A 26,959-nucleotide genomic window follows, 5' to 3' on the forward strand; every position below is an offset into this window, starting at 1 on the left:
GCGAAGAATCGCGCGGGTGAGTAAGCGGGATTGAGAACGTTGCGTCACCTCGCGCTCCTCCCGCGAAGGCGATGATCACGTGGAGTCGCTTGTGTGTCTGGGTCGGAGGTTCTCTGTCCCTCGTCCGGAGTCTTGTCCTTCGCGCGGGTGTTGCTCTCCGTCGCGTTCTATCTCGACTGCGCATCGGTGCCGTGACGCTTCAGTGCATCGTGATCACCGTCTCTTGTGTGCGGTAGATGCCGTGATTACTTTTCCGAGCGTTTTGGCTCGTTTGTCGGGCACCGGGTGATCACGTCGGCGGGAAACCAAGCCTGGCGGTCCCCTGCGCTCGTTGCTGTCAGGGGGTTTCGCATGGTTCGCCGATCGGTGTCCGCTGCGCTGCGCTTGTTGACCGTGTTCGTGGTCATCGTGGTCGCGGCCGGGCTGGTCGTCGCGTTGCCGTGGAGTAACGGGATCGGGGCGGCTGAGGGGCAACTTCCCGAGCAGGAATGGGGATCGGCGGAGGGACACAGCCACGCGGTGTCCGCCGAGTCCACAAGGTCGACCGTCGAGGTCGGTGAGCACGCATCACAACCTGCCGACGGCGTAGCCCCCGATCAACGGGACCCAGAACACGGCCTCACCGCCGCGCCGCTTCGCGAAACCACTGTGGAGGTGCGCGAAGCCGATGTGCCGGGAGATCCCGAAGGCTTCGATCCGGCCACGAGCCGACTGCTGGTCGAGGAAAGTAAGCCCGACCTGCAGGTCTTCGCGAACGCCGACGGTACCCGAACGCTTCGCGCCTATGAGGGAAGGCAGTTCTACCGCACTACGGGCGGCTGGACCAAAATCGACACCACCCTTGTTTCGGACGAGAGCGGCTGGCGCACCCGTGCCGACTCGGACGTGAAGCGTTTCGCCGCCTCCGCGGGAGCCGATGCGCTCGCGACCGTGGAACTCGACGGGCATTCGTTCGGATTCGGGGTCGCGGACGCCGACCCGGTCCGCGGCGAGGTCGAGGGCAGTGAGGTCGTGTATGCCGAGATCCGACCGGATGCGGACCTCCACGTCGAGGCGACTCCGGCAGGAGCGAAGGAAGCCATCGTCCTCAAATCACCGGACGCCCCCACGGTCTGGGACTTCCCTCTGCACCTCGATGGCTTGAACGCTGAAATCGACGACGGGGCCGTGGTGTTGCGAGCCGCGGACGGCACCGTGCAGGGTGTGATCCCGCCGGGCTTCATGGAGGACGCGAACGTCGATCCGAACATCGGCGAGGGCGCTCGATCACGAGACGTCTCCTACGAACTCGTGGAAGATGCGGACGGGACGATTCTGCGCGTCCGAGTCGACGAGGATTGGTTGGCGGACCCCGAACGGGTTTTCCCGGTCGTGGTGGATCCGACTGTGTCGAAGAACGCGAACGGTTCCACCTACGTGATGTCGGGCTTCGATGCCGACTATTCGGGCGATCCGCTTCTGAGCGTGGGGACGTACAACGGCGGTGGAAACGTCGCGGCGGCCTACCTCAAGTTCGACTCCATCTCCTCGCAGCTGTCAGGGCACTACGTGCTGGGCGCGAAACTGCGTATGTACTCGGCCTGGTCGTACTCGTGTGACGCTCGCAAGGTGACGGTTCATCCGGTCACACAGTCCTGGTCGGTCAGCGGTAAGAAGTCGTATCCCGGGCCCTCGTACGGTTCCTCGATCGCCGAGAAGTCCTTCGCGTATGGCCACAGTTCCGCCTGCTCCTCTCGGTGGGTCACGATCGATCTCGGTGAGAAGGGCCGCGATCTGCTGCACGGGTGGACGCACGGGAAGCCGAACCATGGTCTCGCCGTCCGCGCTTCCACCACGGATTCGAAGGCGTGGAAGAAGTTCGCGAGCGTCGCTTCCGCCAATGCGCCTTACCTGGAGGTGACCTCCACCCCGTATTGGGCGACGTACCAGGTGGGAGACCTGATCTCGCCGGTGAGCACCACAGACGACGGCATCATGCGCGTGACTGTGAAGAACGCGGGCAAGGACACGTGGACACCCACGAACGGTTACGAGCTCGGTTACCGCATCTGGGACGCCGAGGGCAACGAACTGCCGTACAACGAGTGGGCGGCGTGGACCACCATGCCCCGCAACGTGGCCCCGGGCCAGTCTGTCACCGTCGATGCGCGCGTCAAGGCGCTACCGCCGGGCACGTACTCGGTGCACTGGGACATGGGACTTCGGGGAAAGACACGCTTCTCCTGGCACGACGTGCCGATGTCGAAGCGCGTCGTCTTCTCCGTACCCAACCAGACTCCGATGATCGAGTCGGCGTCACCTCCGAGCAACTTCAACGCGACCACCCTCACACCGACCTTGGCTGTGAAGGGTCGGGATCGTGACAACCATCCCGGTAAGGACCTCCGGTACAACTTCAAGATCTGTACCGACTCCGGTGCCGACTGCACGGAGTCGGGTTGGCAGAGCACGCCGCGTTGGACGGTGCCGGAAGGCACACTGGAGTGGAGCGAGACCTACGTCTGGCACGGTCAGATCAGCGACACCGAGGATCCGAGCCCGTGGACGCTTCCGACCTACCTGTCGACGCGCGTCCCGCAGCCCGCGATCACCAGCCATCTCGCCTCGACCAACGGTGTCGATCCTGGTGTGGGCAACTATTCGACCCAGGTCACGGATGCCGTCCTGTCGGTGCCCGGGCCGGAACTGTCGGTGACGCGAACCTATAACAGCCTGGATCCGAGGGAAGAGCTCGCGTTCGGGTCGGGATGGGCGACCCGTTGGGACACGCGGGTGCGGTCCGAGGAGGGCACGGACGTCGTGCTGCTCACCTACCCCGACGGGAGGCAGGCACGGTTCGGTCGGAACTCGGACGGAAGCTACGCCGCGCCACCGGGGCAGGGCCTCAGCCTCGTGTCCGAGGAGGACGGTTGGCTGCTCCGGTTCAAGAACGGGGACAGGTACTCCTTCGACGCGGACGGCAGGATCGTCTCGATCACCGATGCGGCCGGGCACGTCCAGGAGACGACCTACAGGGCAGATGGCACCCTGGAAAGGGCCACCGACGTCGCGTCAGGTCGCGCACTGCACTTCACTTGGGCCGATGGTCATGTGGTCGAGGTGCGGACCGAACCGGCCTCCTCGTCGACGTGGACGTACACCTACGACGGCGACCGTCTCGTGTCCGTGTGTGACCCCACGGACGCCTGCACGCGTTACGACTACGGCAGCGGTTCGCACTACCCGACGGTGGTTCAGGACGCGAACCCGCACGCCTACTGGCGCCTGACCGAAACCGAGGGCCCCACCCTTGGCAGCGAGGTTCCCGGATTTTGGGGAAGCCTCGACGGTACTGCCAGGGGAGTCGGATTGGGCCGGGAGGCCGGGCCATTGGCCGGTACCTCGGCGACAGCAGCGGTGTTCGACGGATCCACCAGCTACGTTCAGCTTCCGGACGATCTGGTGCGCAACTCCGCCTACGCCTCGGTGGAGCTGTGGTTCAAGACGACCTCCACCACGGGTGGTGTGCTGTTCTCGACGAGCCACAACACGCCGGACGAGGTCGACCCGAAGGGGTCGATGCCGGTTCTGTACGTGGGTACCGACGGCAAGCTGCACGGTCATTTCTGGAACAACCAGACCGAAGGCATGGTCAGTGCCGGTGCGGTGAACGACGGTCTGTGGCACCACGTCGTGCTCACGGGCGCCTTCGACACCCAGACCCTCTATCTCGACGGCACGGCGGTCGGCTCGCTGGCCGGCGAGCTCGTCAACATGGACCCGCACAACTTCCTCGGTGTGGGGGCGGTCGACGACCGCGCTTGGCCCGCCAAGCCATCAGGGCCGTGGAGTTACTTCGACGGAGTCATCGCAGAAGCGGCGTTCTACCAACACCCGCTCGATCCCGTCGTGGTGGCCGAGCACTACGCCGCCGACACCGCCTCCGATCGCCTCACGAAGACCACCCGCCCTTCCGGCGCGGTCGAGGCTGAACTGACGTACCACGAGATCGCCGACCGCGTCACCACCTACGTCGACGACAATGGCGGCACCCGGACCTACGGCACGCCCACCGTCGAAGGCGACGGTTTCCGGTACGCCTCGGCAGTGCGGGATTCAACGCCCGCCAGTTACTGGCGGATGTCCGAGACCGAAGGCAGTGACGCACGGTCGAATTCGAACATGCGACGGGGCGCCTACCACCGAGGCAGTGGTGGGCGAGGTGCTGGCCCCTTCCCGAACAGCTTCTCACGGACATTCGACGGGACCGACAGCTATGTGCAGCTGCCCGACGACACCCTTCATGGCGCTCGTCGGCTCTCGGTGGAGTTGTGGTTCAAGACGACCTCGGACAACGGCGGGGTGTTGCTCTCCATCGCGGATCACCAGCCCGGTGAACCGTCGTCGGGTGGGTCGATGCCGGTGCTGTACGTGGGCACGGACGGCAAGCTCCACGGGCACTTCTGGCAGGGAAGCGTCGCTGGAATCGAGAGCACGGACACCGTCAACGACGGCGAGTGGCACCATGCGGTGCTCACCGGCAACGTTGACACCCAGACGCTCTATCTCGACGGGAGCCCGATCGGTTCGCTCTCCGGAACGATCTCGAACCATCGGACGCATACCTTCGTCGGCACCGGTTGGACACCGAACCACTCCTGGCCTGCGATCGGCAGCCGCGATTGGGCTCATTTCGACGGGTCGATCGCCCAGGTGGCGGTGTACCACCACGCGATGGACCCCGAGCGGGTCGCTGCTCACCACTCCGTACAAGCTGACCGCGCCACCTACGTCGATGCTGTGCGCGCCAGTCGGCCACACAGCCGATGGGGACTGGAAGACGGCGACACAGCCCGGCATGCCGAAGCCGATGCGGCGACGATGGTCGGCACCTATCACAACGTGTCGCTCGGCGCCGACCCGGTGATGCGCGGCGGGCACGCCGCAGACTTCGACGGAATCTCGAGCTATCTGAGCCTGCCTGACAACGAAATCCACGGTCGGCAACGTCTCGCGGTGGAGTTGTGGTTCAAGACGACGTCGGCCGACGGTGGTGTGCTCTTCTCGATCGCTGATCACCGACCCGGGGCGGCGACGTCCGGCGGCTCCATGCCGGTCCTCTATGTGGGCACGGACGGCAAACTCTACGGACACTTCTGGAACAACTCGGTCAAGGGAATCGTCTCCACCGAGTCGGTCAACGACGGCGAATGGCACCATGCCGTGCTCTCGGCCGACCGCACACGCCAGTGGCTTTACCTCGACGGCAACCTGGTCGATCACCAGGACGGCGAGATCCTGAACTACCGGGCACACGCGTTCGTCGGTACCGGATGGACAGCCAACCTCCCCTGGCCCAACATCGGGGAGCGCGACTGGGCCTACTTCGACGGGTCGATCGGCGAAGTGGCTGTCTACCAGCGGCCGCTGGATTCGGCGAGCATCGCCGCGCATTACTCGGCCAGCACTGCCTCCACCAAGGTGCTGACCACCGATCCGGCCGGCCAGGAAACGGTCTACAGCTACGACCCCACCCGTGGGGGGCGAATCGTGTCCGTCACGCTGCAGGACGCGGGCACGACGCTGTACGAGTACGACAAGGGCGGGTTCCTCCGTCGGGTCGTGGACGAGAACGGTCACGCGACCACCTACGTCAACGACGAACGAGGAAACCGTTTGTCGACGACACGCTGCCGCGACGGCGGCAGCGAAGCCTGCTACACCAGTTACCGGGAATACTTCGTCAATCCCGACGACCCCGTGGATCCCCGTAACGACAGCGTCACGTTCGCTCGGGATGCCCGGTCGACCTCAGAATCCGACGATCGGTATGCCACCCGGTACGTCCTCCACGGCAACGGGCTTGTCTCGTCGGTGCGGGAACCGGGTGCCACCGGAGGTCTGCAGCGCACGACCACCCACACCTACACCGACGGATCGGAGCCCGCTGTCGGGGGCGGCACCCAGCCTGCCTGGTTGCTCGAAACCACCACCGATCCGGCGGGCAACGTCACCCGCTACGCCTACACCAGCGCCGGTGACCTCGCACGGGTCACCGACCCCGCGGGCATGGTCACCGAGTACACCCACGACGAACTCGGTCGGGTGATGACGGAGTCCGTCAGCTCGGCAGCGTTGCCGGAAGGCTCGGCGACCACGACCTACCGCTACGACGGCGCATCGCGGGTGGTGGAGCAGACCGATCCTGCCACCACGAACGCCGTGACCGGCGTCGAACACCAGCAGCGCACCACGAACGTCTACAACCCGGACGGCACGCTGGCGTCCACGACGCTGTCCGACGTGGCCGGCCACGATCCCGCCCGCACCACCACCTACACCTACGACGAGCACGGCCGCGTGCACACCGTCACCGACCCCGAGGGCGGTGTGACCACCACGGAGTACGACGACTTCGGTGCGGTGGTGCGGACCGTGGACCCGGTGGGTACCGAGTTCCTCACCACCTACACCAAGGCTCGTCACCAGTTGGCGACTCGCACGGTGAAGGGCTTCACCGGCGACGGACAGCCAGCGCGGGACGTGGTTCTGGAGTCCCGCGCCTACGACCCGGCGGGCCGGCTGGCCAGCGTCACCGACGCGATGGGCCGCACCACCGCGTACACGTACTACGACGACGACCTGCTCGCCTCGGAGACACTGCTCGACTACACCGATCCGAGCACGGGCGAGACACGCGACGTCGAACTCTCCACGTACACCTACACCGGTACGGGACAGGTCGACACCCACGCTCACGGCGAGGGCCGGTTCTCCTCCACCACCGTCTACGACAACGCCGACCGGCCGGTGCGACGCACCGACCGCGAAGGCGACGACGTGCTGCGTGAGGAGGAGACCACCTACGACGACGCCGACAACGTCACGCGCGTCATCGGCCGCGACGCGGACGGCTCCGTGCACAGCGACGTGGAGTTCACTCACGACGAACTCGGCCGGGAGACCGGTCGCACCGTGCACACCGGGTCCGAGTCGCTGCTCACCCTGACCCACCGCGACGAGGCCGGTCTCGTACGGTCGGTGGTCGATCCGCGTGGGACGGCGACCGGAGCAGACCCGGAGGCGTTCACCACCCGCTTCACCTACGACGCATTCGGCAGGCAGATCACCCGAATCGCGCCGCCGGTGGAGGCCGAGTCCCACGGCAACTCAGCGGTGACCGCGACCCCTGTCACCACGGTCGGCTACAACACCTTCGGTGAGGAAGCCGACCTGAAGGACCCGAACGGCAACGTCACGCACACCAGTTACGACCGAGCCGGACGACCGATCGAGCTCCGCCAACCGGAGTACCTGCCTCCCGGCGGGGACGAACCGATCACTGCCACGTCCGCGCTGGACTACGACGCGGCAGGACGTGTGGTCGCGAGTACGGACGCACTCGGACAGACCACCACCTACGGTTACGACGAGCTCGGTAACCAACGGCGGGTCACCGATCCGCCCGCGCTGCACGGTCAGGCCGGCGGCACGTGGATCGCGACGTACGACCCGCTGGGCGAGGTTCTGTCCACGAGCGATCCGCGAGGCACGCAAACCCACGCCACCTACGACAAGCTCGGCAGGCAGATCACGAGCACCGTGGTGGAGAAGGTTCCGGAACCGACGCGCATCCTCACCACTCGTTACACCTACGACGAGCTGGACAACGTCGCCACCGTCACCAGCCCGGGCGGTCGTGTCGTCGAGACCACCTACGACGATCTCGGCAACGAACTGACCGTCACCGACGGGCTGGGCAACACCACCACGAACGCCTACGACGGCGCGGGTCGCCTGGTGTCGAGCACGGATGCCACCGGGCGCGGCAGCGAGATCGACTACGACCGAGCGGGACGTCAGCTGGCGGTGTCGGATCTCGGTCCCGACGGCACGGTGGAGCGCACTCGGGAGTTCGCCTACGACCGGGCGGGCAACGCGACTCGGGTGACGGACGCGCTGGGTTCCGCCACCACCTACACCTACGACGCGCTGAACCAGGTCACGTCGATCACGCGTCCGGTCTCGGACAATGAGGCGATCACCACGAGCTACGGCTACGACCGGGCCGGCAATATCACTCGCGCCACCGACGGCAACGGCAACACCACGGTGTTCACCGTCAACGCGTGGAACGCGGCCGAGTCGACGATCGAACCGGCCACCGAGCAGACCCCGGAGGCGGCCGACCGCACCTACACGGCGAGCTACGACGCGGCGGGGCGGCTGGCGGAGCTGCGTAAGCCGGGCGGGGTGACGATCTCCCACAGCTACGACCCGCAGGGCAACCTCGTCAAGCAGGTCGGCAGCGGGGCGAGCGTGGTGACGCAGGACCGGGTGTTCACCTACGACCCGGCGGGGCGGATGGTGTCGGCGTCGGCGCCGAACGGCGAGAACACCTTCACCTACGACGACCGCGGCAACCTCGTCACGGCCTCGGGACCGTCGGGGGAGTCGAGCTTCACCTACGACGCCGACGGTCTGCCAACCAGTGTCACCACGTCGGCCGGTACGAGTTCGTTCTCCTACGACGCGGCGGGCAGGCTCGCCACCGCCCTCGACGCGGCCACGGGCGCGACGCTGGGCTACGACTACGACGAGGCCGGGCGCGTTACCGGCGTCGGATACGGCGTCGGCGCCGCGACGCGGACGTATGGATACGACGAGCTGGGTCGCATTGCGTCCGACACCGTGCTGGGGCCTGACGGCGCGGAGACCACGTCGATCACTTACGAGTGGGACGACGAGGACCATTTGGTCGTCAAGCACACCGAGGGCCTTGCTGGTGCGGCGGAGAACGTTTACGGCTATGACCGTGCGGGTCGGTTGGTGTCGTGGGACGACGGCGATGCGGTGCACACCTATGAGTGGGATGCGGCGGGGAATCTGACGCGTGACGGCGCGGTTTCGGCGGTGTTCGACGAGCGGAACCGGTTGTTGTCGAAGGCGGGTGTCGAGTATTCGTACACGCCGCGGGGGACGTTGGCGTCGCGCACGAGTGATGGTGTGTCGACGTTGGTGGAGTTCAACGCGTTCGACGAGTTGGTCGCCGATGGCGGTACCGACTACCGCTATGACGCGTTGAACCGGTTGGTCAGCGCCGGTGGTCGCGCACTGACCTATGTGGGGTCAGGGATCAAGGTCGCCTCGGATGGTCAGGGCGAGTACACGTACACGCCGGGTGGGTTGCCGTTGGGGGTGGCCCAGGGTGGTGTGTCGGCGTTGGCGTGGACGGATGTGCACACCGATCTGGTGGGGTTGGTCGATCCGGGTACGGGTGCGTTGGCGGGTTCGCGGTCGTTCAGCCCGTTCGGGCAGCGGCAAGCTGAGGCGGGAACGCAGCCGGCGTTGGGTTTTCAGCATCAGTACACCGACCCCGACAGTGGCAACGTGAACATGGGTGCGCGGTGGTATCAGCCGGCCACGGGCACGTTCGCCAGCCGCGACACCGCAGGCCTGGACCCACGAGACCTCAGCAACAGCAACCGCTACGCCTATGCGAGCGCAGATCCGCTGGCGAATACCGACCCCAGCGGGTACCTCGTCGTTGCGCCGGTGGTTCCTATTGTTGCCGTTATAGCCAGGTCAGCAGCGGTGCGGCAAGTAGGTACAAGACTGATTACGCGCGGTGCTGCGATCGTGGGCGGGATCATCGGTGACTGGGCGTCTGATCTGTTCAAGCCGAAGAAAATCAGAGGGATACCGCGCCCGGCGCCTCAGTCAGTTCCGCTTCCGCAAATAGCCTGGTCAATCTGGAACTCGCTCGAAATTTCGCGAATTGCATTGTTGGCGGGTTTCAACTTCCCTTATCCGTCGGGGAGCAGGCCGATCGGACCCGGGGAGACGACTGGTCGGAGTGGGTCACCTATTGGTGGATGGGGGGCGGCTAGCGCTGTTAATCCCCAGCTTCTCAGAGCGTTCTTCGAACAGCTTCGCCGCCAGAGGCTCGAAAACCTGGTCAACACACCACAAGCACGACCGCCACAAACACGAACTGTCGTCGACAGCATTCAGGAAGCGATCGACGCCGCCAAGCGAACGATCATCGACCTCGGCGTCATCCACCCAGAAGGCGGAGAACCGACCCCCTACGAACCAGAAACCAACCACGGAATCGACCAACCCGGCCCCCTACCACCAGCCACAGCACACCTCGACGACTCATGCGAAGTTGGTAAACGCCCTACGGGGGACGGCCGGAGAACCGGAAGCGTCTTCGTATGTGATGGCGGTGTTGATGCCGGCCTGGGCGTTATGAAGGGTTCTGGGCCCGTTCCTGGAATTATCGAAGTTAGTGAACGAGTGAAGTCTACGGCGGTTTTTCGGAATTATAGCCCGTCTGGTGGTCCCGAATTTGTCTTCGATCCGGAACGGAATATATTCGCAGTCGGTAGTCCGGCACGATATCTTGGTATCGATGGTAGTCCGCACGAACAGCTCGCTCGGGGAGTCGGAGCTAATGAGTCTGTTGTTCTCGGTGGGAGGTGGTCGAGGAACTCTGATGGTAGTATCTCGACTGACGAGTGGAGTGGGCACTATGGAAGTAGATGGACGCCCGAGTTTCGCGAGCAGTTTGTTCGAGTGATGAAGGGTTACGGCATCGATGTCATTCATACCGCCTGGTGAGTGCGTCAATCTACTCGCGTTAGACTCGCATTCCGTTTTGTGTGTCACTCGAGGTGGGAGCGTTTTCATCAAGGCCGGTTCGGTGTTTCGAGAGGTCACGGATGACACGCGCATCTTCCTATTGCCATTGCTTGAGCGAAGGTACGAGTCGGTGGTTCAGGAGTTGAAGCTGAAGGAGGCTGAGCTTGGGCTACCGTTGGCTCATCTAATGGCTCAAATCAATCTCTCTGAACTGCCCTTCTCTGCGTTCGCTATGCGCAGCGATTATTGGCTTGGTCTTGCTTTGGGTTGGATTTCCCAGATGGGAACAAGTGCATACAGGGAGCTCCTGTCTGGGGTGGTGGAAGCAAAGTGGGTGTCGCAGCGAAACAGGCAGAAGGCGTTCAAGCTGCTTAGCGGTAAGTATTCAGCTTGAACTCGGCCCCTGGGCAGCGGCTGGCTGAGGCGGGGACGCAGCCTGCGTTGGGTTTCCAGCACCAGTACACCGAACCCGGCAGCGGGAACGTGAACATGGGTGCGCGGTGGTATCAGCCGGACACGGGCACGTTCGCCAGTCGCGATACCGCAGGCCTGGACCCACGGGACCTGAACAACAGCAACCGCTACGCCTATGCGAGCGCAGACCCGCTGGCGAATGGTGATCCGTCGGGACACTTCAGCTGTCGGGGCGGTTTCACGTGGGGTGGTCGTGGTCTGGGTGGGCTTGCTGGTTCCTATATTGGCGGTCCGTTCGGTTCTCGGGTGGGTAGTGCGTTTGGTGGGTGGCTTGGCGGGGGGTTGGCTTCGTGGATTTGCGATACACCAGCGCCTCAGTCCTCTTCTTACGATCCTTCCAGAGATCCGCACTACTACGAGGTTGATACCAACCTCGTTGACGAGGTCGCGTGGCTTGTCCATCGGACCACTCCAAAGCGGAAGATCCCGAGTCCGCGCGGCGGTTCCCCAGGAAGTCCGGACATCTGGATGCCTTTGGGTGGTGGTATAGGCGTCGCTGTCGGCGGCGGAGTGGCTGCGGCCAAAGCGGCTGCCCAAGCGGCTTACCAGGCGTGGCTGCAGGCCAGGCGACAGCGCGTCATCGATGACGTCAACACACCCCACGCCCGACCGCCCAAGACGGACACCATCGTCGACAGCATCCGCAAAGCCATTGACGCCGCCAAACGAACGATCATCGACCTCGGCGTCATACACCCAGAAGGCGGAGAACCAACCCCCTACGAACCAGAAACCAACCACGGAATCGACCAACCCGGCCCTCTACCACCAGCCACAGCCCACCTCGAAGACTCGTGTGCTGATGGGGCGCGGCCGAAGACCGACGGCAGCCGCAGCGCCCAGGTTTGGGCATGTGGAACTGGTGCAAACGCCGCGAATCATGCGAAGTTTTTGGAACAGTTAAAAGTTGCCGAACTGGCGAATCCGCTCATTGATTATTTGAGAGAAACTGGCAAATTGCCGCCAAATTACGTAACGAAAGAGAAAGCTGAGGCGGCTGGTTGGCGGCCTGGTAAATCAATCGGACACTATATTCAGGGTGCTCAAATTGGTGGTGACCCGTTTAAGAACTTAGATGGCAAGCTTCCTGTCGCTTCTGGTCGTCTTTGGTACGAGGCTGATGTTGGACTCAGCAGCCGCATTGGTCGAAATAAGCAGCCGGGATGGAGGCTCTTGTGCTCAAGTGATGGTCTAGCGTATGTTACTATAGACCATTATGAAAGCTTCTACAGGATTTCGAATTGGAGGTAAGTTGTGGGTGTTGTAGTGCTTAATGGGAGGAAAATCCGAACGCTGCGAGATTTTCATTCTCAGATGTCAAACATGTTGGGTTTCGGTCCGTATTATGGAAATAATTTTGACGCCCTCTGGGATCGACTTAGTCGCGACGTGGAGCGCCCTGTTCATATTCGTTGGGAGCATGCTTCCTGTAGTCGTTCCGCTCTTGGTGAAGAGTTATTTAATAAAATAGTTAGCATTTTTAATGATTTAACCATAGAGGATAGAAGCCTAGATCCATCTGAACGATTTACCTTTGAGGTTCTTGAACGCGGTCCGCTAACGCATTGATGATCTTGGCGTGAGTGTGATGGGTTATGTCGGATGAGTTATGGCTGCGGATCGATTCGTTGCCGGATTGGCAAGTGTTGCCGGGTATTGTTTGTGCTCTACACCAGGGCGGGTAAGAGGAGCTGCCGCAGAAGCTGGGTTCGGCTCCGATATGACATGCTGGCGGTGATTGCGGACTGGTCCGGGGCGGGGGTGTTTGTCCGGCTGCACGAGGTGCTGCTGGCCGAACCGCACGCGGCGGCGATCTCCCGGGCGTGTAGATGCTTCGCAGGTAAGTAAAGGGAGGGGCCGAGTACGGGGCCCGAGTCCGGGCGAGAAGCGACGAAACCGGCTCCACGCATTAAGAGCTCCTGACACGTTGTTTTGGTGAGTCGGCGCCAGTAGATGAGGCTGGTGGCGAGGGCGAGGAAGCCGTGGTGGATGTCGGTGCGGCGTTCCCAGTGGGTGGCCAGACGGCGGAACTGGTGTAAGAGTGCGAGGGTTTGCTCGACGCCCCAGCGCACGGTCTGGTTGTTGTCGCGGGTGCCGCGTCGGCTGATGAGAGGTCGGATACCGCGTCTTTGGAGCAGATCTCGGTCTCTGTCGTGGTCGTCGCCGCGGTCGGCGACCAATGCGTCGGGTTTACGGCGGGGCCGTCCCCGCCGTCCGCGCACCGGTGGGATCGCCTCTAACAGCGGGATGAGCTGGGTGATGTCATTGCGGTTGCCGCCGGTCAGGGTTACCGCCAGCGGGATACCGCCACCGTCGCAGATCAGGTGGTGCTTTGAGCCGGTCTTGCCCCGATCGACCGGGCTCGGGCCGGTGTCGGGCCCCCCTTTTTTGGCCCGTACGTGGGAGGCGCCCACGCAGGCCCGGGACCAGTCGATCGCCGCTGCGGCATTCAGTTCGGCCAGCAACACCTCATGCAACTTGGCGAATACCCCGGCTTCCTGCCAGTCCCGCAGCCGCCGCCAGCAGGTCATCCCCGAGCCGAACCCCAACTCCTGCGGCAGGTCTTCCCCTCCAATGCCGGTGTAGAGCACGAACAGGATGCCCTGCAGCACCGCCCGATCCGGCAGCGGCTTGGGCCCTGTCCTGGCGGCTGGACGTACCGGCAACAACGGCTCGATCCGCTCCCACAACTCCTCCGAGACCACCCACGGCACAACCACACCAAGATCATCTCAACCCAAGATCACCAACGTGTCAGGAGCTCTAAGGTCGAGACGTTCAACCGGCCATAGTTGTGGAATGTGTGACGGGTAAGGGATTCTCCGTCGGCAATGACGACGACGGCGCCAGCGGCCGTGTTCTCGAGTATTCGTATACGCCGCGGGGGACGTTGGCGTCGCGCACGGCCGGTGGTGTGTCGACGTTGGTGGAGTTCAACGCGTTCGACGAGTTGGTCGCCGATGGTGGGACCGACTACCGCTATGACGCGTTGAATCGGTTGGTCAGTGCCGGTGGGATCGCTTTGTCCTATGTGGGGTCAGGGATCAAGGTCGCCTCGGATGGTCAGGGTGAGTACACGTACACGCCGGGTGGGTTGCCGTTGGGGGTGGCCCAGGGTGGTGTGTCGGCGTTGGCGTGGACGGATGTGCACACCGATCTGGTGGGGTTGGTCGATCCGGGTACGGGTGTGTTGGCGGGTTCGCGGTCGTTCAGCCCGTTCGGGCAGCGGCAAGCTGAGGCGGGAACGCAGCCGGCGTTGGGTTTTCAGCATCAGTACACCGACCCCGACAGCGGGAACGTGAACATGGGTGCGCGGTGGTATCAGCCGGACACGGGCACGTTCGCCAGCCGCGACACCGCAGGCCTGGACCCACGGGACCTGAACAACAGCAACCGCTACGCCTACGCCAGCGCAGACCCGCTCGGGCGCATTGATCCGAATGGTTATTTCTCCTGGAGTGGGCTCTGGGAGGGCATCAAGGAGATCAGCGGTTACAACGATGCGGTCCGTTGTATTGGTGGTTCGTGGAGTGGTTGTGCCTGGGCTGCGGCGGGTCTGATCCCGGTCAGCAAAATCGGTAAGGGATTCAAGGTCGTCACGGGTGGGAAAGCGGCCACCAAGGGGAAGAAGGCTGACTCACTTCCGAAGGCGGACCCGCCGAAACCGCTGACCAGTGCGCAACTGAAGGGAATCTTCGACAGCTGGACCAGCGGTTGGCGGAATCTGACCAAGACGTTGAAGGCTGCGGTGAAACGCGCGGTCTCGCTCTGCGGTGGACGCTGTGGTGTCGCGGTAGCACGTGCAGTCAATGGCGTGCTGGGCAAGGGTGCCGTGCGGGTTGGTTCACGGGCGGAGGCGCATGCTGCTGCGGCCGCGATGTCGGCCGCGAGGTCGTCGGACGCGGCTGCGGCTGCTGCGGCGCGCGCTGCGCGGGTGCGTCGCGATGTATTGGCTCCGCACAAACGTCCGGAGCCGACTCGCACATTGTCGCCGGAGATTCGCAAACGTCTTGATGCCGTGCAGAACGAGAAGCCCATCGATCTGGGTGTGGTCGTTCCAAGATCGAGTGCGGATGATTTCGCCGATGCGATTACCACGCATGTTCCGATCAGCGCACCGAGGGGAGGCCCTTCCCCAGGGACGGGCAGGGGCGACTTCGAGTGGAGTGCGTCGTGTACGTCGAACAGTTTCGTGCCGGGCACGAAGGTGGTGATGGCGGACGGGTCGACCAAGCCGATCGAGGAGGTCGAGCTCGGTGACTACGTGTTGGCTACCGATCCGGAGACCGGGGAGTCGGTGTCGCGGAAGGTGACGGCCACGATCACTGGTGAGGGCGAGAAGACGCTTATCGAGGTCACCGTCGATATCGATGGTGAGGCTGGGGATGCGGTGGAGACCATCACCGCCACCGACGGTCATCCGTTCTGGGTTGCGGACCTGGAAGAGTGGGTTCCGGCCGGGGAGTTGCGGAGTGGTGACTGGCTACGCACCGGCTCCGGCAGTTGGGTCCAAGTCCAGAATATCGACACTCGGACCGCGCATCAGCGGGTCCACAACCTCACCGTCGACGACTTCCACACCTATCATGTGGTGGCGGGCGAGACACCGGTCCTCGTCCACAACTGCGGCGGTACTATTGAGCCAAGTTTGGTGAGGTTCTCCCAAGATTCTGTCAGCCCTCGATTCAGCTCTGGAGAGACCATTGAGCAGACAGCTGCCGCGTTGAGGTCTGGTTATCTCAAGGCAAATGATCTGCCAACGGTGCGACTGACTGTCAAAGGAGGGCAGGTGTATGCGCTCGACAACAGAAGGCTCGTGGTCTTCCAGAAGGCTGGTACACCAATGCCATTTCGTATGGCGACGTCTGACGAGGTGGCTAATGAAGCGTGGAAGTTCACTACAAGGAATGAGGGACGGTCAATCATGATTAACTACTTCGATCCGCTGGAGTGGACGCCATGATATGGCATGATGACGCCTTGAACCAGGTGCAAAATCGCGAAGACCTAGCTCGGTTCCTGATTGATCTGGCAGAACAGATTCGAGACGGTAGACTCGCGATTGAGAACGCTGCAACCGTTGACTTTGTCGACTCGGCTGGGCGGTGGGCGCGTTCGATGGACGGGTTCTTCAGCAACGTGATAGGAGAGTCAGTTCCCGAGACTCCGGACTGGGCGATGGTTGCCGCGATGTTTCGGGCTGCGCTCGTGTACGAATAGTTCTTCGGTCCATTTCGCGATGAGAGATTCCATTGCATGTCCTCGTTGTGATCAGGGTTCGGTTGATCAATGCAGGGTTTTGTCAACGCAGAGCGTAATTTGGGTATGTGATGAATGTGAGGCGCTATGGTGGTCTAGGGAAGATGTGGGGGTTTCGTCTTTTGCTGACCTTTCCGTGGTGCTTGAAAGTATGGGCGTTAGGGTTTCTTGGGATCAGCTAAAACCCTTACTGAATTAAGAGTCCCTAACACATTCGGTTTAGGAGTCTGCGCCAGCAGATGATGCTGGTGGCGAGGGCGAGGAGGCCGTGGTGGATGTCGGTGCGGCGTTCCCGGCGGGTGTCCAGGCGGCGGAACTGACGCAGCAGCGCGAGGGTTTGCTCGACAACCCAGCGCACGGCCTAGTTGTGTCACAGGTGCCGCGTCGACTGGTCAACGGGCGGATACCGCGCTGACGTAGCAACTGGCGGTGTTTTCGTGGTCGTAGCCGTGGTCGGAAAGACCACGGCGGGCTTGCGGCGTGGCTCAAAATGCGAACTACTCCCCAGGTGATCGAGGGGGTAGCAGTGCCGATCCAGCGGTATATTGGTATAGGGGCAAGGTGGAGTACGCGGCAATTTAGTTACAGTCCGAACTTGAATTACTCGAAAGTTGATGGCCGCGCCGAATTCGAAAGGCAAGCTTGGCTAGAGGCGCGCCGCCAGCGGATTATTGACGATGTCAACACGCCTCACGCTAAACCCCCTAAGACGAAAAGCATTGTTGACAGTATTCAGAGGGCTATCGAGCTCGCTAAAAGTACCATAATCGACCTCGGTGTTATTAACCCATATTCGAACGATGATTGTAGCTCCATCCCCTTGGGTGTTACAATTTCTGCGCATGGAATGTGAAATTTGCTCTAGATGTCACAATGGTCAATAGGAAAAGGTGAGCTGAGGTGTCTGTGGCGGAGTTGGCGCGATGGGCAAATGTCTCGTATCCGCAGGCGCCGGGTGAGGTTGACTGGAATAATGTCTCTGAAGAGCTTCGCGCTCTGATGCCAAGTGATTATCGAGAAATGATCGACACGTTCGGGGGTGGGAGTTTCGACCGGCATATTTGGATTCACTCACCTCGAGGGCGAGGGGAGCCTTATGATCTTGTGTCCGGGGCGATCGAGCGGGAAATGGCGCTGGAACTCCTCTGGGAAGCTGGGGAGGAGGTTCCTGCTGCGATCGACCGGGAAAACGACAGGCTGATCGCCTGGGCAAGCACTGGTGACGGTGAGTACCTCTACTGGCTAGTGCCCGAGAAGAATGACTCTCAGGTCCGTCGGCGGATTGCGGTTCAGGATTATGACGGAGACTGGGAGTTCTTCGATTTTTCGTGCACCGAGTTCTTGCTCCGATGGATCAATGGGCAACTCGATACGAATTTGATATCCAGTGCATTCGCGGAGTTTGAGCACTCGTTTATTCGTTATTGAGTCTTGGTTCATGGCGGAGGGTTGCTGTGGGGAGATGTGTGCCCGTCAGCCCAAGGCAGATATCCCCGCGTGTTTGAACTCATGGGCCGATTTTGACCGGGTTCTCGCGCTAACCTTGATGAGGCGTGGTGGAAACTGCATAGTATGCCGCCAAATTGAAGAATTGCTAGAGGGTCTGCCGTCACTTCCCGTTGGTCGTAGTCGATGTGACTTTGGTAGCTAGGAGCTCGCCTTTGCGGAGGCAATTTCGCGTGGCGCGTGCAGCCGGTCGGTTCGGGTGGTGCCGAGGGCTGATGGGCGTCTGCCTCAGTAAACGGGCGGAGCATTTGGGCGTGGTGTAGTGCTCTTGATGTTCTGGGCGATGTTGCGGGGCAGTTCGTCTTCGCGGACAGTCTGCGCGAGGGCAAACTTGGGACCCGAGTACACGTAGGTCACGGTCGAGGGGACACCTGTTCTGACGGTACGGGTGGTGTTGGTCGTGAACCCATCTAGCAAGGGGTCCATTCATCTGTCATGTCGGCTGTCGAACTGGTGCAGCAAGTTGGAAGAGGTTCAGTGCGCCGATTGATTTGGGTGTGGTGTCGCCCGAGTCGAGTGCGGACGATTTCGCCGATGCGATCCGGCCGGGGAGTTGCAGCGTGGTAACTGGTTGCGCACCGGCTCCGGCAGCTGGGTCCAAGTCCAGAGCATCGACACCCGCACCGAAGCGCAGCGGGTCCACAACCTCACCGTCGACGAACTCCACACCTACCATGTGCTCGCGGGGGCCACACCGGTCCTCGTCCACAACTGCAACGCGAATGGTGAAGCTGAAGTCAGAATCCCTGCATGGGCTACAGGTGCAGAGGTACAGCAATTCGCAGACTACGTAGACGCAGCCAATGACGCTATTGCGCGGGGTCTGATATCGCCCACGGGCCGGGTTTCTACCGCGGGTTCCATCAGAAGGGAGGCAGCCCGTGCGGCAGCGAACGAGCGGCGCCGAGCTGCGGCGGCGGGAACTCCCTACTTTGGTGTCGCCGGGCATGCTCCGGATGCGATGTGGTTGGGCCATGGGATGCCTCCAACCTGGATCGATATGACGAAGCGGGTGAATAGTAGTCTTTCTGCCCAGGGGCAACGCTGCCCCGTGGGGTGCAGTCCTAAGAGGTTCGTGCTGGTGGATAACAGGGGTGGCGGTGTCTGATTGGTCGGCGCTTCTTGCGGAAATGGAAACGGCTAAGCGTAGGCTGGCGGCTCATGACCGAGACGGACTCTGGCGTCATGAGTCGCGTCGGCCTCCAGCAGCGCCGGAGCGGATCGCGGAGATCGCTACAGTGACGCACTGTCCTGTGGACCCTGAGTATGCCGATTTCCTGCGACATGCGGATGGTTGGCCCGCTGTCCTGCAGGACATCGACCTGTTTGGGACGGGAGACTACGGCAGCGACGCTTACATGGAGGCCGAGGAACTTGTGCGTGTGATCGAGGATGAGGCAGAGATCAAGCGAGGGGAAGGTTTCTCCCGCTTGATTCCCATCGGCGCGTCGCGAACAGACATCGACATCCTTGTCATGCCGTGTATGGCAGAGTCAAAACGGCCAGCAGAGATTATATGGCTTGCAGGTGGGGAAGTCGAGAGATATCGAACCTTCTCGGAGTTCTTCCGGGGGATGATTGCCGAGAACCATGCGGAGGCAGATGCTCTAGCGTGAACACGCCAAAGTTCACCCACCGAATTATAATCAGCGGTAATTTGAATTCCCGCCAGTTTCCCTGGACTGGAATTCTATCTAGGGTGGCGGGAATATTTTTCCACGGTCACGACGGCTGGGAGTTGAGGGTGGAATAGTGATTTTCCGAAACTTTCTGCAGTGAAGAAAAATTCACAATTTCCGGGAAGTAGGTGCGAGCAGCAGGTCTGGGCCGTCGGAGACGTGGCGTGCTGGGTTGAGTGGAGTGCGTCGTGTCCGACGTCGAGCAGTTTCGTGCCGGGCACAGAGGTGGTTGATGGCGGGTGAGACGAGTGTTTGATGTATGGATAGATAGGTGGTGACTGTGGGGCCGACCCTGTTGTTCAGGTCGGCCCCACAGCCGTTCCATCTACCGTTGGGGTATGGTCCTCGCAGGCTAAAGTGCCTGCCGAGCCGGGCTGTCAGTTTTGCGAAGGAGCGCAGGTGAGTTTTGGCCTGGTGTTCTGGTATCAGGAATCGATCCCAACCTCCAACCTCAGAGGAGGCCTCCCATGTTTACGATCAGCTGGCAGATGGCCTTACGGGTATCGTTGAAGAAAGTCCTGTTATCGGGGATTTCCATAGATCTGTGATCTCTGTGTTTCCAGATCTCACGGAGCAGAACATGAACGAGTCGCCATGGGCTTCTCCGATTTACGTCACCAGTGAGTGCGTAATCGTTGCTATCTCCGGTTCGCGTTCGAGTGAAGTCTCCTCACTCTTGCTTGATCTGCATCGAACCATGGGTTAATTGCGCATGATCCGCAGAATCAAATAGTTTATGGAATTAGCGGAAGGGAGTAGGTCGCCGAAAATCCAGGGGGAGGCGCGCCGCCGAAAGCGTCCCCAGGGTCGCTGCGGGAGCGCTTGGCGGCAGAAGCTGAGGGCAACGTCAGCGTATGAGGATTCTGCGGTGTGACGCTCCGTTGCTGTCGCCTTTGGTCGTCTCTGTGAACTCCAAGCTGTCGAGTATTGAGGGGGTCGATTGTTCGGCGTCGAATAGTTTCGTGCCGGGCACGAAGGTGGTGATGGCGGACGGGTCGAGTAAGCCGATCGAGGAGGTCGAGCTCGGTGACTACGTGTTGGCTACCGATCCGGAGACCGGGCAGACGGTGTCGCGGAAGGTGGTGGCCACGGTCACCGGTGAGGGGAAGAGGGGCTGGTCGAGGTCACCGTCGACGTCGATGGTGCGGCTGGTGAGGCGACAGAGATGATCACTGCCACCGATGGGCATTCGTAATCTAGTGACCCAGGGGAAGAGGGCGAACAACGGGCCCATTTCTGACCTTGAAGATGCGATCGCGGCTCACGTCCGAAACAGTGGGAACAGTATTCTGATGAGCGTAACTCCTGAGTATGCAAACGGTGGGGTTGTTCCGAGTCATATCTTGATCGAGGCTGTGGATGGCTACGGATGGTCTGTTCGTGAAAGAATTCCAAACTTGTAGGGAGAAATGGAAGATCTGGAACTTCTGATGGCCGCTTGCCCTCCGCCTGATAGGGTGAGGTCGAGTAGTCCCGGAGAAAAGCTTGTGGGTACTGATAGGATCCCCTTGGATCATCGGAGGTTGATTGGCGCGTACGGTGTCGGCTGCTTCGATGATTTCCTGTGGATTTACGAAGAAGGGGCTGTCAACCCGTTCCTTGATATTAATCTCAGGACTGAATCTGCGAGAAGTGGTCTTAGTGCGCCCGCCAGGGGGGATTTTGGCGACTTCCTCTCGTCATTAAGTGTTACGGTGGATGATTTAATCCAGTGGGGTGGAACGGATAATGGCGACATGCTTCTTTGGGTCCCTGTCGGTGGGACTTGGCCAGTGCTTGCAGTTGGGCATCGTCCGCTCCAGTACTTGATGTTGCCTATATCCTCCACGCGGTTCATTCACGACTTATTGACGCGAAAACTAGTCACATCCATTTTCCCTCCGGACTTCCCGAGTGGCGAAGTTTCCTTCATAGTTGAGAATCGAGAAAATTGAATCCCTGTCAAGTGTGATCTGACAGGGCCTTGGTGCTGTGGCGGCAGTAGCTGACGGCAACGTCAATGTATGAGGGTTTTGAAGTGTGGCGCTCTATTGCTGTCGCCATTGGTTATTTCTGTGAACTCCAGGCTGTCGAGTACTGAGTGCGTCGTGTACGTCGAACAGTTTCGTGCCGGGCACGAAGGTGGTGATGGCGGACGGGTCGGCCAAGCCGATCGAGGAGGTCGAGCTTGGTGACCGGGTTCTCGCCACCGATCCGGAGACCGGGGAGTCGGTGTCGCGGAAGGTGACGGCCACGATCACCGGTGAGGGGCAGAAGCGGCTGGTCGAGGTCACCGTCGATATCGATGGTGAGGCTGGGGATGCGGTGGAGACCATCATCGCCACCGACGGGCATCCGTTCTGGGTTGCGGACCTGGAAGAGTGGGTTCCGGCCGGGGAGTTGCAGCGTGGTGACTGGTTGCGCACCGGCTCCGGCAGCTGGGTCCAAGTCCAGAATATCGACACTCGGACCGCGCATCAGCGGGTCCACAACCTCACCGTCGACGACCTCCACACCTACCATGTGCTCGCGGGGGCCACACCGGTCCTTGTCCACAACTGCAATTGGGAAGCGTATGGCAACGCCAGTGCGGACGCACACTACGACAAGCATGTACTCGGCATGGACGATGATGGCAATCTGACCCGAACTCCTGATATGCCTGAATACGATACCGACGACGGGTTCGATAGATACGTTGCGGATTCTAAGGCGCTCATGTGCCCCGGTTCGTGCCCGGTTGGAGTTCGGGAGGGTGCGCGAAGCGATGGCACGCTGATCAGGTACGAGTTGAGTACTGGCAAGCTAGGCATGAAGAGAGGCGGAAAAATTGTGACCTATTTCCGCCCCGAAGACGAAATCAAATACTTTGAACGTGAGGTGACTCGATGACTCATCCTCATAGCGATTTCCGTGTCGCCTTCGTCGACTTCTTCAAGAAAACGGGTCGGTTGCGGGATGTCAAGCCAGAGGCGCTACTGGCTCGCTGGGAAGAATTCGTTGATAAGTGCGAGCGTGGCTACCCAAACGATGCTCAAGACTACACCAATGAACTGACAGCCCGGGACTCGCTGGAGCAAGCAATGGAATCAGAGGAACTGCAAGTGTTTCCTGAACTGTCGAAGCTCTGCGCGAGAGTTGAAGTGGCTGATGCACGATTCCGTCCTATGTTGATCCCGGATGTGTTCCCTCGAATGGACAGGAAGTTGTGGTGGGCGCGTGGCATGGTGCGATATGGGCGGAAGCGTTTGGTGGAAAGTTTGCGTCGAGAATACGGTATTGAGATCGACGAGATGGAATGACCCGATAACCGAGGGAGCGAACCAGTAGCCTCGCCGGGGCCGTCTGGCGAAGCTACTGCGAGGCCTATTCACGCGGGAAGATAGGCGTTCGTTGAGCGGCGTGTCGACGTAGGCGACGGCCCATTTATTGCGAGAATTGGGTTACCACACTCAAATCACACAAAAATGGGCCGTCTGACATGTATTATACCACTGGGCTCTCGCGAGAGAGAATCGCGGATCTCTGCGCTTCGATTCACGCCGAGGCGGCGGGTGGACGTGGTGGGTGGCTGCCGATTCTCGGTTTGTTCCAGTCCGTCGTCGTCACGCTGACCTATCTCCGTCGCAATCGGGTTCAGGCTGAGCTGGCGGAAACGTACGCAGTCTCCCAGTCGACCATCAGTCGGGCGATCACGAGCCTGACTCCACTGATTGCCCGGTTATTGAACCCGTACGTGCCAACGGCGGACGAGTTCGACGGGACTGTCCAGCACGTCGTGGACGGCACACTGCTTCCGTGCTGGTCATGGGCCTCACGCCCAGATCTGTACTCCGGCAAGCACAAGACCACGGGAATGAATGTGCAGGTGGCCTGCACGCTCGACGGACGGATCGCCTGGATTTCCGACCCGACTCCCGGAAACAGACACGACACTCACTGCCTCGGCAAGCCTGACATCCTGTCGGCAGGAAATCCGGCGAACTGGATCGGAGACAAAGGGTATGTCGGCAACCACATCATCACCCCGATCAAGAAACCCGCCTACCGGGAACTTCTTGACTGGGAGAAAGAATTCAACACGCAGCTCAACAAGATCCGCTGGGTTGTCGAGCAGGCAATCGCTGACCTCAAAGTCTGGAGAATCCTCCACACAGACTATCGCCGACCAATCACAACGTTCAACACGACAATATCCGCAGTTATCGCCCTATACTTCTACGCGGCCGCGTGAATAAACCTCTGCGATAGGTGACGACTTCGTCGGAACTGACAGCCTTGGTCGTCCTTGGGCTGTCGAGGACGGTGTTAAGAGTGACGGCCAAGCCGGTGATGAGGTGGAAATCCTCACCGACACCGATGGGCATCCGTTCTGGGTTCCGGACCTGGAAGAGTGGGTGCCGGCCGGGGAGTTGCAGAGTGGTGACTGGTTGCGCACCGGCTCCGGCAGCTGGGTCCAAGTCCAGAATATCGACACTCGGACCGCGCATCAGCGGGTCCACAACCTCACCGTTGACGAGCTCCACACCTATCACATCTTCGCCGGCGAGACACCGGTCCTCGTCCACAACTGCAACGGGGCACTCCTGATCTAATCTACAAGCCCGACTGGTCGCCGGAGCAGATTGCAGCAGACGAGGAAAAGGTTGCTGTTCTGAATGCTGGTCCATAACTCGTTGTGACGAAGATTCAACGCTCAGGAAGCGCTGCTGATGTCTGGCGCCGAGCTGGAAAGCAGATTACGGCGTCGAAAGCTAGTTCTGAGAGTTGTGTTCGTAGCGCGAGTGTGCACGTATCTGACCAATTGATGCTGGTGAGCAGTATCGGAAGTCCAGCTCAACGACGTTCCACCACCTGGTGACTGGCCGCCGCCTTCCGCCCGGACGGGACCGCTTGGCCGTGTCAGACTGTTTCTCGTGCGAAGCGTCGCAGCGCGCGCTCTGGCGTTGGTGCGCGCGAGTCATCCCGAGCCGTCCGTCGTGGTCACCGCCGTTGCCGTGGGGTTGGCCGTCAGTACCGGACGAGATGGGGCGGGTGTCGTGGCGGTCGCGGTGGCGGTGTTGTCCGGGCAGTTGTCGGTGGGCTGGCTGAACGACGTCCTCGACGCGGATCGTGATCGGCTCGCTGGGCGGATCGACAAACCCGCCGTCACTCGAACGGTGTCCCGTCGCGCTCTGGCCGTGGCGACCATCGTCGCGACGCTCGTGTGCGTTCCCGCGTCGTTCGCTTCGGGGCCGGCCGCTGGGGCGGTGCACGTGCTGGCCGTGGCGTCGGCCTGGACCTACAACCTCGGCCTCAAGTCGACCCCGCTGTCCGTGCTGCCCTACGCGCTGTCGTTCGGGCTGTTGCCGACCTTCGTGGTGCTCGGGCTGCCCGGTGCGCCCGCGCCGCCGTGGTGGTTGCCCGCCGTCGGCGCCCTGCTCGGCGCGGGCGCGCACTTCACGAACGTGCTGCCCGACCTGGCGGCGGACGCGGCGACCGGGATCCGGGGACTGCCGCACCGGCTCGGGTCCGTCGGCAGCCGGACGGCGGCGGCGGTGCTGCTGCTCGCCGCGTCCGTCGTGCTCGCGGTGACCGCGCCGGTGGTGCCGCTCGTGGCGATCGGTGTTCCCGTGGTCGCGGCGGCGGTGTTGGCGGCCGGTCTTGCCCGCGGGCGTCGAGACGGGTCGCGGGCGGCGTTCCGTGCGGTGCTCGTGGTCGCTCTGCTCGACCTCGCGTTCCTGCTCACCGCCGGTCACACCATGGTGGCGTGAGCATTCACCGTGACGGTTCTCGAAGCCAGCCGGTGATCTCGCGATCGGCCACACTGAATCGGTGCTCGCTTCTCCGGACGTCCGAACGCGGTCTCGCGCGGTGTCGCGCCGACGCCGCAACGATCCGGCGCAGTACGACGACCTCGCGGGCGAGTGGTGGCGGCCCCGAGGCGCGTTCGCGGCGCTGCACTGGCTGGCAGCGGCGCGAGGGGCCCTGGTGCCGCCCGCCGAACGCCCCGGCGCCGTGCTGGTCGACCTCGGGTGCGGTGCGGGCCTGCTGGCCCCGCACGTGGCGGGCAAGGGCTATCACCACGTCGGCGTGGACCTCGGCGCCCCGGCGCTCGCCGAAGCCGCGCGGCACGGCGTGACCGCCGTGCGCGGTGACGTGCTGAGCGTGCCCCTGGCCGACGGGTGCGCCGACGTGGTCAGCGCCGGGGAAATTCTCGAACACGTTGCCGACCTGCCGAAAGCCGTCGCCGAAGCGTGCCGGCTGCTCCGCCCCGGCGGGCTCCTCGTGATCGACACCATCGCCGCGACGGCGGTGGGCCGGTTTCTGATGGTGACCGTGGCCGAGCGCGTGCCCGGCGGGCCTCCTCCGGGCATCCACGACCCGGCGCTGTTCGTCGACCGCGCCGTGCTCGTGCGGGAGTGCGCCGCCCACGGGGTGAATCTGCGGCTGCGGGGGATCGGACCACACCTCACCGACGTCGTGCGGTGGCTGGCGGGCCGTACCGACCACGTGCGCATGCGCCCCACGGCGTCGACGGCGACGCTCTTCCAGGCGGTGGGACGGCGGCGATGACACGCACCGAACGCACGAGCCCACTGACGGCGGCGCGGGAGCTGGCTCCGGTGCTGGCGCGCCGCGCACCGGAGTACGACGAGGCGGGGACGTTCCCGCAGGCCGACTTCGACGACCTGCGCGCGGCGGGGCTGCTGGGACTCATGGTGCCCACGCGGCTGGGCGGTGCCGGCGCGAGCTTCGCCGACTACGTCGACGTCGCCGCCGCGCTGGCCACCGGCGCGGGCGCCACCGCACTGATCTTCAACATGCACGCGTCGGTGACGGGCGCGTTGGCGCACACTCCCGACGACGTCGCCAGGGCGATGGGAGCGCCGCCGAGCTACTTCGTCGCCCGCGACCGCGTGCTTGCCGACGCGGCGGCCGGGGCCCTGTATGCCGTGGCCATGAGCGAACGCGGCGCGGGATCCCGGCTGTCGCAGGTGACGACGCGCTACGCGCGGACGGCCGACGGGTTCCGGATCACCGGGTCGAAGGCGTTCGTGTCCGGCGCCGGACACGCCGACGCGTATCTCGTGGCGGCGCGCGCGGCCGAGGCGGAGTCGGACGGTGAGCCGGTCGTGTCGTACTTCCTCGTCCCGGCCGGTGCCGGGGTGACCGTCGAACCGACGTGGAACTCGCTGGGCATGCGGGCCACCGGCAGCCACGACCTCCACCTCGACGTCACCGTGCCCGCGGACGCCCTGCTCGGGGGAGTGGAGGGACTCACGCTCCTGCTGGCACAGGTGATGCCGCACTGGCTGGTCGCCTCCTACGCCGCCGTGTACGTCGGCGTGGCGCGGTCGGCCGTCGACGCCGCCTCGGCACACCTCACCGAACGGGGCCTGCAGCACCTGTCCGCCGCGCGCGCTCGCCTCGGGCGCGCCGACGCGGCGGTGGCC

18 protein-coding genes and 1 pseudogene are annotated in these 26,959 nt (G+C 62.5%); 17 read left to right on the forward strand and 2 right to left on the reverse strand.

What is annotated here, in order from left to right; all coding sequences use genetic code 11:
• Window positions 1–351 precede the first annotated feature (351 nt).
• The 4 genes from SACAZDRAFT_RS01650 to SACAZDRAFT_RS22185 all read left to right on the forward strand — a co-directional run bounded on the left by SACAZDRAFT_RS01650 (window position 352) and on the right by SACAZDRAFT_RS22185 (window position 12,669).
• Complete coding sequence (locus SACAZDRAFT_RS01650; RefSeq protein ID WP_005438040.1) at window positions 352–10,605, forward strand: LamG-like jellyroll fold domain-containing protein; 10,254 nt, start codon at window positions 352–354, stop codon at window positions 10,603–10,605.
• A gap of 151 nt (window positions 10,606–10,756) precedes the next feature.
• Complete coding sequence (locus tag SACAZDRAFT_RS23540) at window positions 10,757–11,020, forward strand: hypothetical protein (protein WP_232286332.1); 264 nt, start codon at window positions 10,757–10,759, stop codon at window positions 11,018–11,020.
• Window positions 11,021–11,067: 47 nt separating this feature from the next.
• Window positions 11,068–12,351, forward strand: a complete 1,284-nt coding sequence (locus SACAZDRAFT_RS22180; protein WP_198283890.1) for an RHS repeat-associated core domain-containing protein — start codon at window positions 11,068–11,070, stop codon at window positions 12,349–12,351.
• Between the two features lie 63 nt (window positions 12,352–12,414).
• On the forward strand, window positions 12,415–12,669 hold the full coding sequence (locus SACAZDRAFT_RS22185) for a barstar family protein (RefSeq protein ID WP_456300012.1): 255 nt from the start codon (window positions 12,415–12,417) through the stop codon (window positions 12,667–12,669).
• Between the two features lie 368 nt (window positions 12,670–13,037).
• Here the strand turns inward: SACAZDRAFT_RS22185 and SACAZDRAFT_RS01655 are convergent.
• Window positions 13,038–13,814: pseudogene (locus SACAZDRAFT_RS01655) on the reverse strand (IS5 family transposase); the annotation flags it as partial.
• 89 nt (window positions 13,815–13,903) lie between these two features.
• Between SACAZDRAFT_RS01655 and SACAZDRAFT_RS22190 the strand changes: the two are divergent.
• From SACAZDRAFT_RS22190 to SACAZDRAFT_RS01675, 3 genes are all read left to right on the forward strand, one after another.
• Entirely contained in the window at window positions 13,904–16,063 is a 2,160-nt protein-coding gene (locus SACAZDRAFT_RS22190; RefSeq protein WP_232286333.1) for a polymorphic toxin-type HINT domain-containing protein, read from the forward strand.
• The gene (locus SACAZDRAFT_RS24220; protein ID WP_005438051.1) at window positions 16,060–16,320 is read left to right on the forward strand and encodes a DUF7660 family protein; all 261 of its coding nucleotides are present in this window, start codon (window positions 16,060–16,062) and stop codon (window positions 16,318–16,320) included. Before SACAZDRAFT_RS22190 ends, SACAZDRAFT_RS24220 begins: the two co-directional genes overlap by 4 nt.
• 939 nt (window positions 16,321–17,259) lie before the next feature.
• Window positions 17,260–17,787: an SMI1/KNR4 family protein gene (locus SACAZDRAFT_RS01675; RefSeq protein WP_005438055.1), complete on the forward strand. Its 528-nt coding sequence runs from the start codon at window positions 17,260–17,262 to the stop codon at window positions 17,785–17,787.
• A 511-nt stretch (window positions 17,788–18,298) separates the two neighbouring features.
• Here SACAZDRAFT_RS01675 and SACAZDRAFT_RS23100 read toward each other — a convergent pair.
• A complete protein-coding gene (locus SACAZDRAFT_RS23100; protein WP_198283953.1) occupies window positions 18,299–18,532 on the reverse strand; it encodes a hypothetical protein in 234 nt (77 codons plus the stop codon).
• On the opposite strand from SACAZDRAFT_RS23100, the gene SACAZDRAFT_RS22200 reads away from it, so the two are divergent.
• The 10 genes from SACAZDRAFT_RS22200 to SACAZDRAFT_RS01715 all read left to right on the forward strand — a co-directional run.
• Window positions 18,437–18,973, forward strand: coding sequence for a hypothetical protein (locus SACAZDRAFT_RS22200; protein ID WP_157606907.1), 537 nt, complete (start codon window positions 18,437–18,439; stop codon window positions 18,971–18,973). The genes SACAZDRAFT_RS23100 and SACAZDRAFT_RS22200 overlap by 96 nt on opposite strands.
• Window positions 18,974–19,118: 145 nt before the next feature.
• Window positions 19,119–19,481 carry a hypothetical protein gene (locus SACAZDRAFT_RS01680; RefSeq protein WP_040927617.1) on the forward strand — a complete coding sequence of 121 codons (363 nt, stop codon included), beginning with the start codon at window positions 19,119–19,121 and terminating at the stop codon, window positions 19,479–19,481.
• Between the two features lie 968 nt (window positions 19,482–20,449).
• Entirely contained in the window at window positions 20,450–20,713 is a 264-nt protein-coding gene (locus SACAZDRAFT_RS01685; protein WP_157606908.1) for a Hint domain-containing homing endonuclease, read from the forward strand.
• A gap of 937 nt (window positions 20,714–21,650) precedes the next feature.
• Complete coding sequence (locus tag SACAZDRAFT_RS01690) at window positions 21,651–22,415, forward strand: polymorphic toxin-type HINT domain-containing protein (protein ID WP_040927619.1); 765 nt, start codon at window positions 21,651–21,653, stop codon at window positions 22,413–22,415.
• The gene (locus SACAZDRAFT_RS22815) at window positions 22,412–22,825 is read left to right on the forward strand and encodes a hypothetical protein (protein ID WP_005438062.1); all 414 of its coding nucleotides are present in this window, start codon (window positions 22,412–22,414) and stop codon (window positions 22,823–22,825) included. The genes SACAZDRAFT_RS01690 and SACAZDRAFT_RS22815 overlap by 4 nt, the downstream gene beginning before the upstream one ends.
• A 179-nt stretch (window positions 22,826–23,004) precedes the next feature.
• Window positions 23,005–23,757 carry a transposase family protein gene (locus tag SACAZDRAFT_RS01695; RefSeq protein ID WP_005438063.1) on the forward strand — a complete coding sequence of 251 codons (753 nt, stop codon included), beginning with the start codon at window positions 23,005–23,007 and terminating at the stop codon, window positions 23,755–23,757.
• Between the two features lie 103 nt (window positions 23,758–23,860).
• The gene (locus SACAZDRAFT_RS01700; RefSeq protein WP_040927620.1) at window positions 23,861–24,118 is read left to right on the forward strand and encodes a polymorphic toxin-type HINT domain-containing protein; all 258 of its coding nucleotides are present in this window, start codon (window positions 23,861–23,863) and stop codon (window positions 24,116–24,118) included.
• 321 nt (window positions 24,119–24,439) lie between these two features.
• Window positions 24,440–25,276 carry a UbiA family prenyltransferase gene (locus tag SACAZDRAFT_RS01705; RefSeq protein WP_005438064.1) on the forward strand — a complete coding sequence of 279 codons (837 nt, stop codon included), beginning with the start codon at window positions 24,440–24,442 and terminating at the stop codon, window positions 25,274–25,276.
• Window positions 25,277–25,376: 100 nt separating this feature from the next.
• On the forward strand, window positions 25,377–26,078 hold the full coding sequence (locus tag SACAZDRAFT_RS01710) for a class I SAM-dependent methyltransferase (RefSeq protein WP_005438065.1): 702 nt from the start codon (window positions 25,377–25,379) through the stop codon (window positions 26,076–26,078).
• Window positions 26,075–26,959: acyl-CoA dehydrogenase family protein (locus SACAZDRAFT_RS01715; protein WP_005438066.1), on the forward strand; the 885-nt coding region annotated here is incomplete at its 3' end. The genes SACAZDRAFT_RS01710 and SACAZDRAFT_RS01715, both read left to right, overlap by 4 nt.

The sequence above is a fragment of the Saccharomonospora azurea NA-128 genome, assembly GCF_000231055.2.
GTDB classification, from domain to species: domain Bacteria; phylum Actinomycetota; class Actinomycetes; order Mycobacteriales; family Pseudonocardiaceae; genus Saccharomonospora; species Saccharomonospora azurea.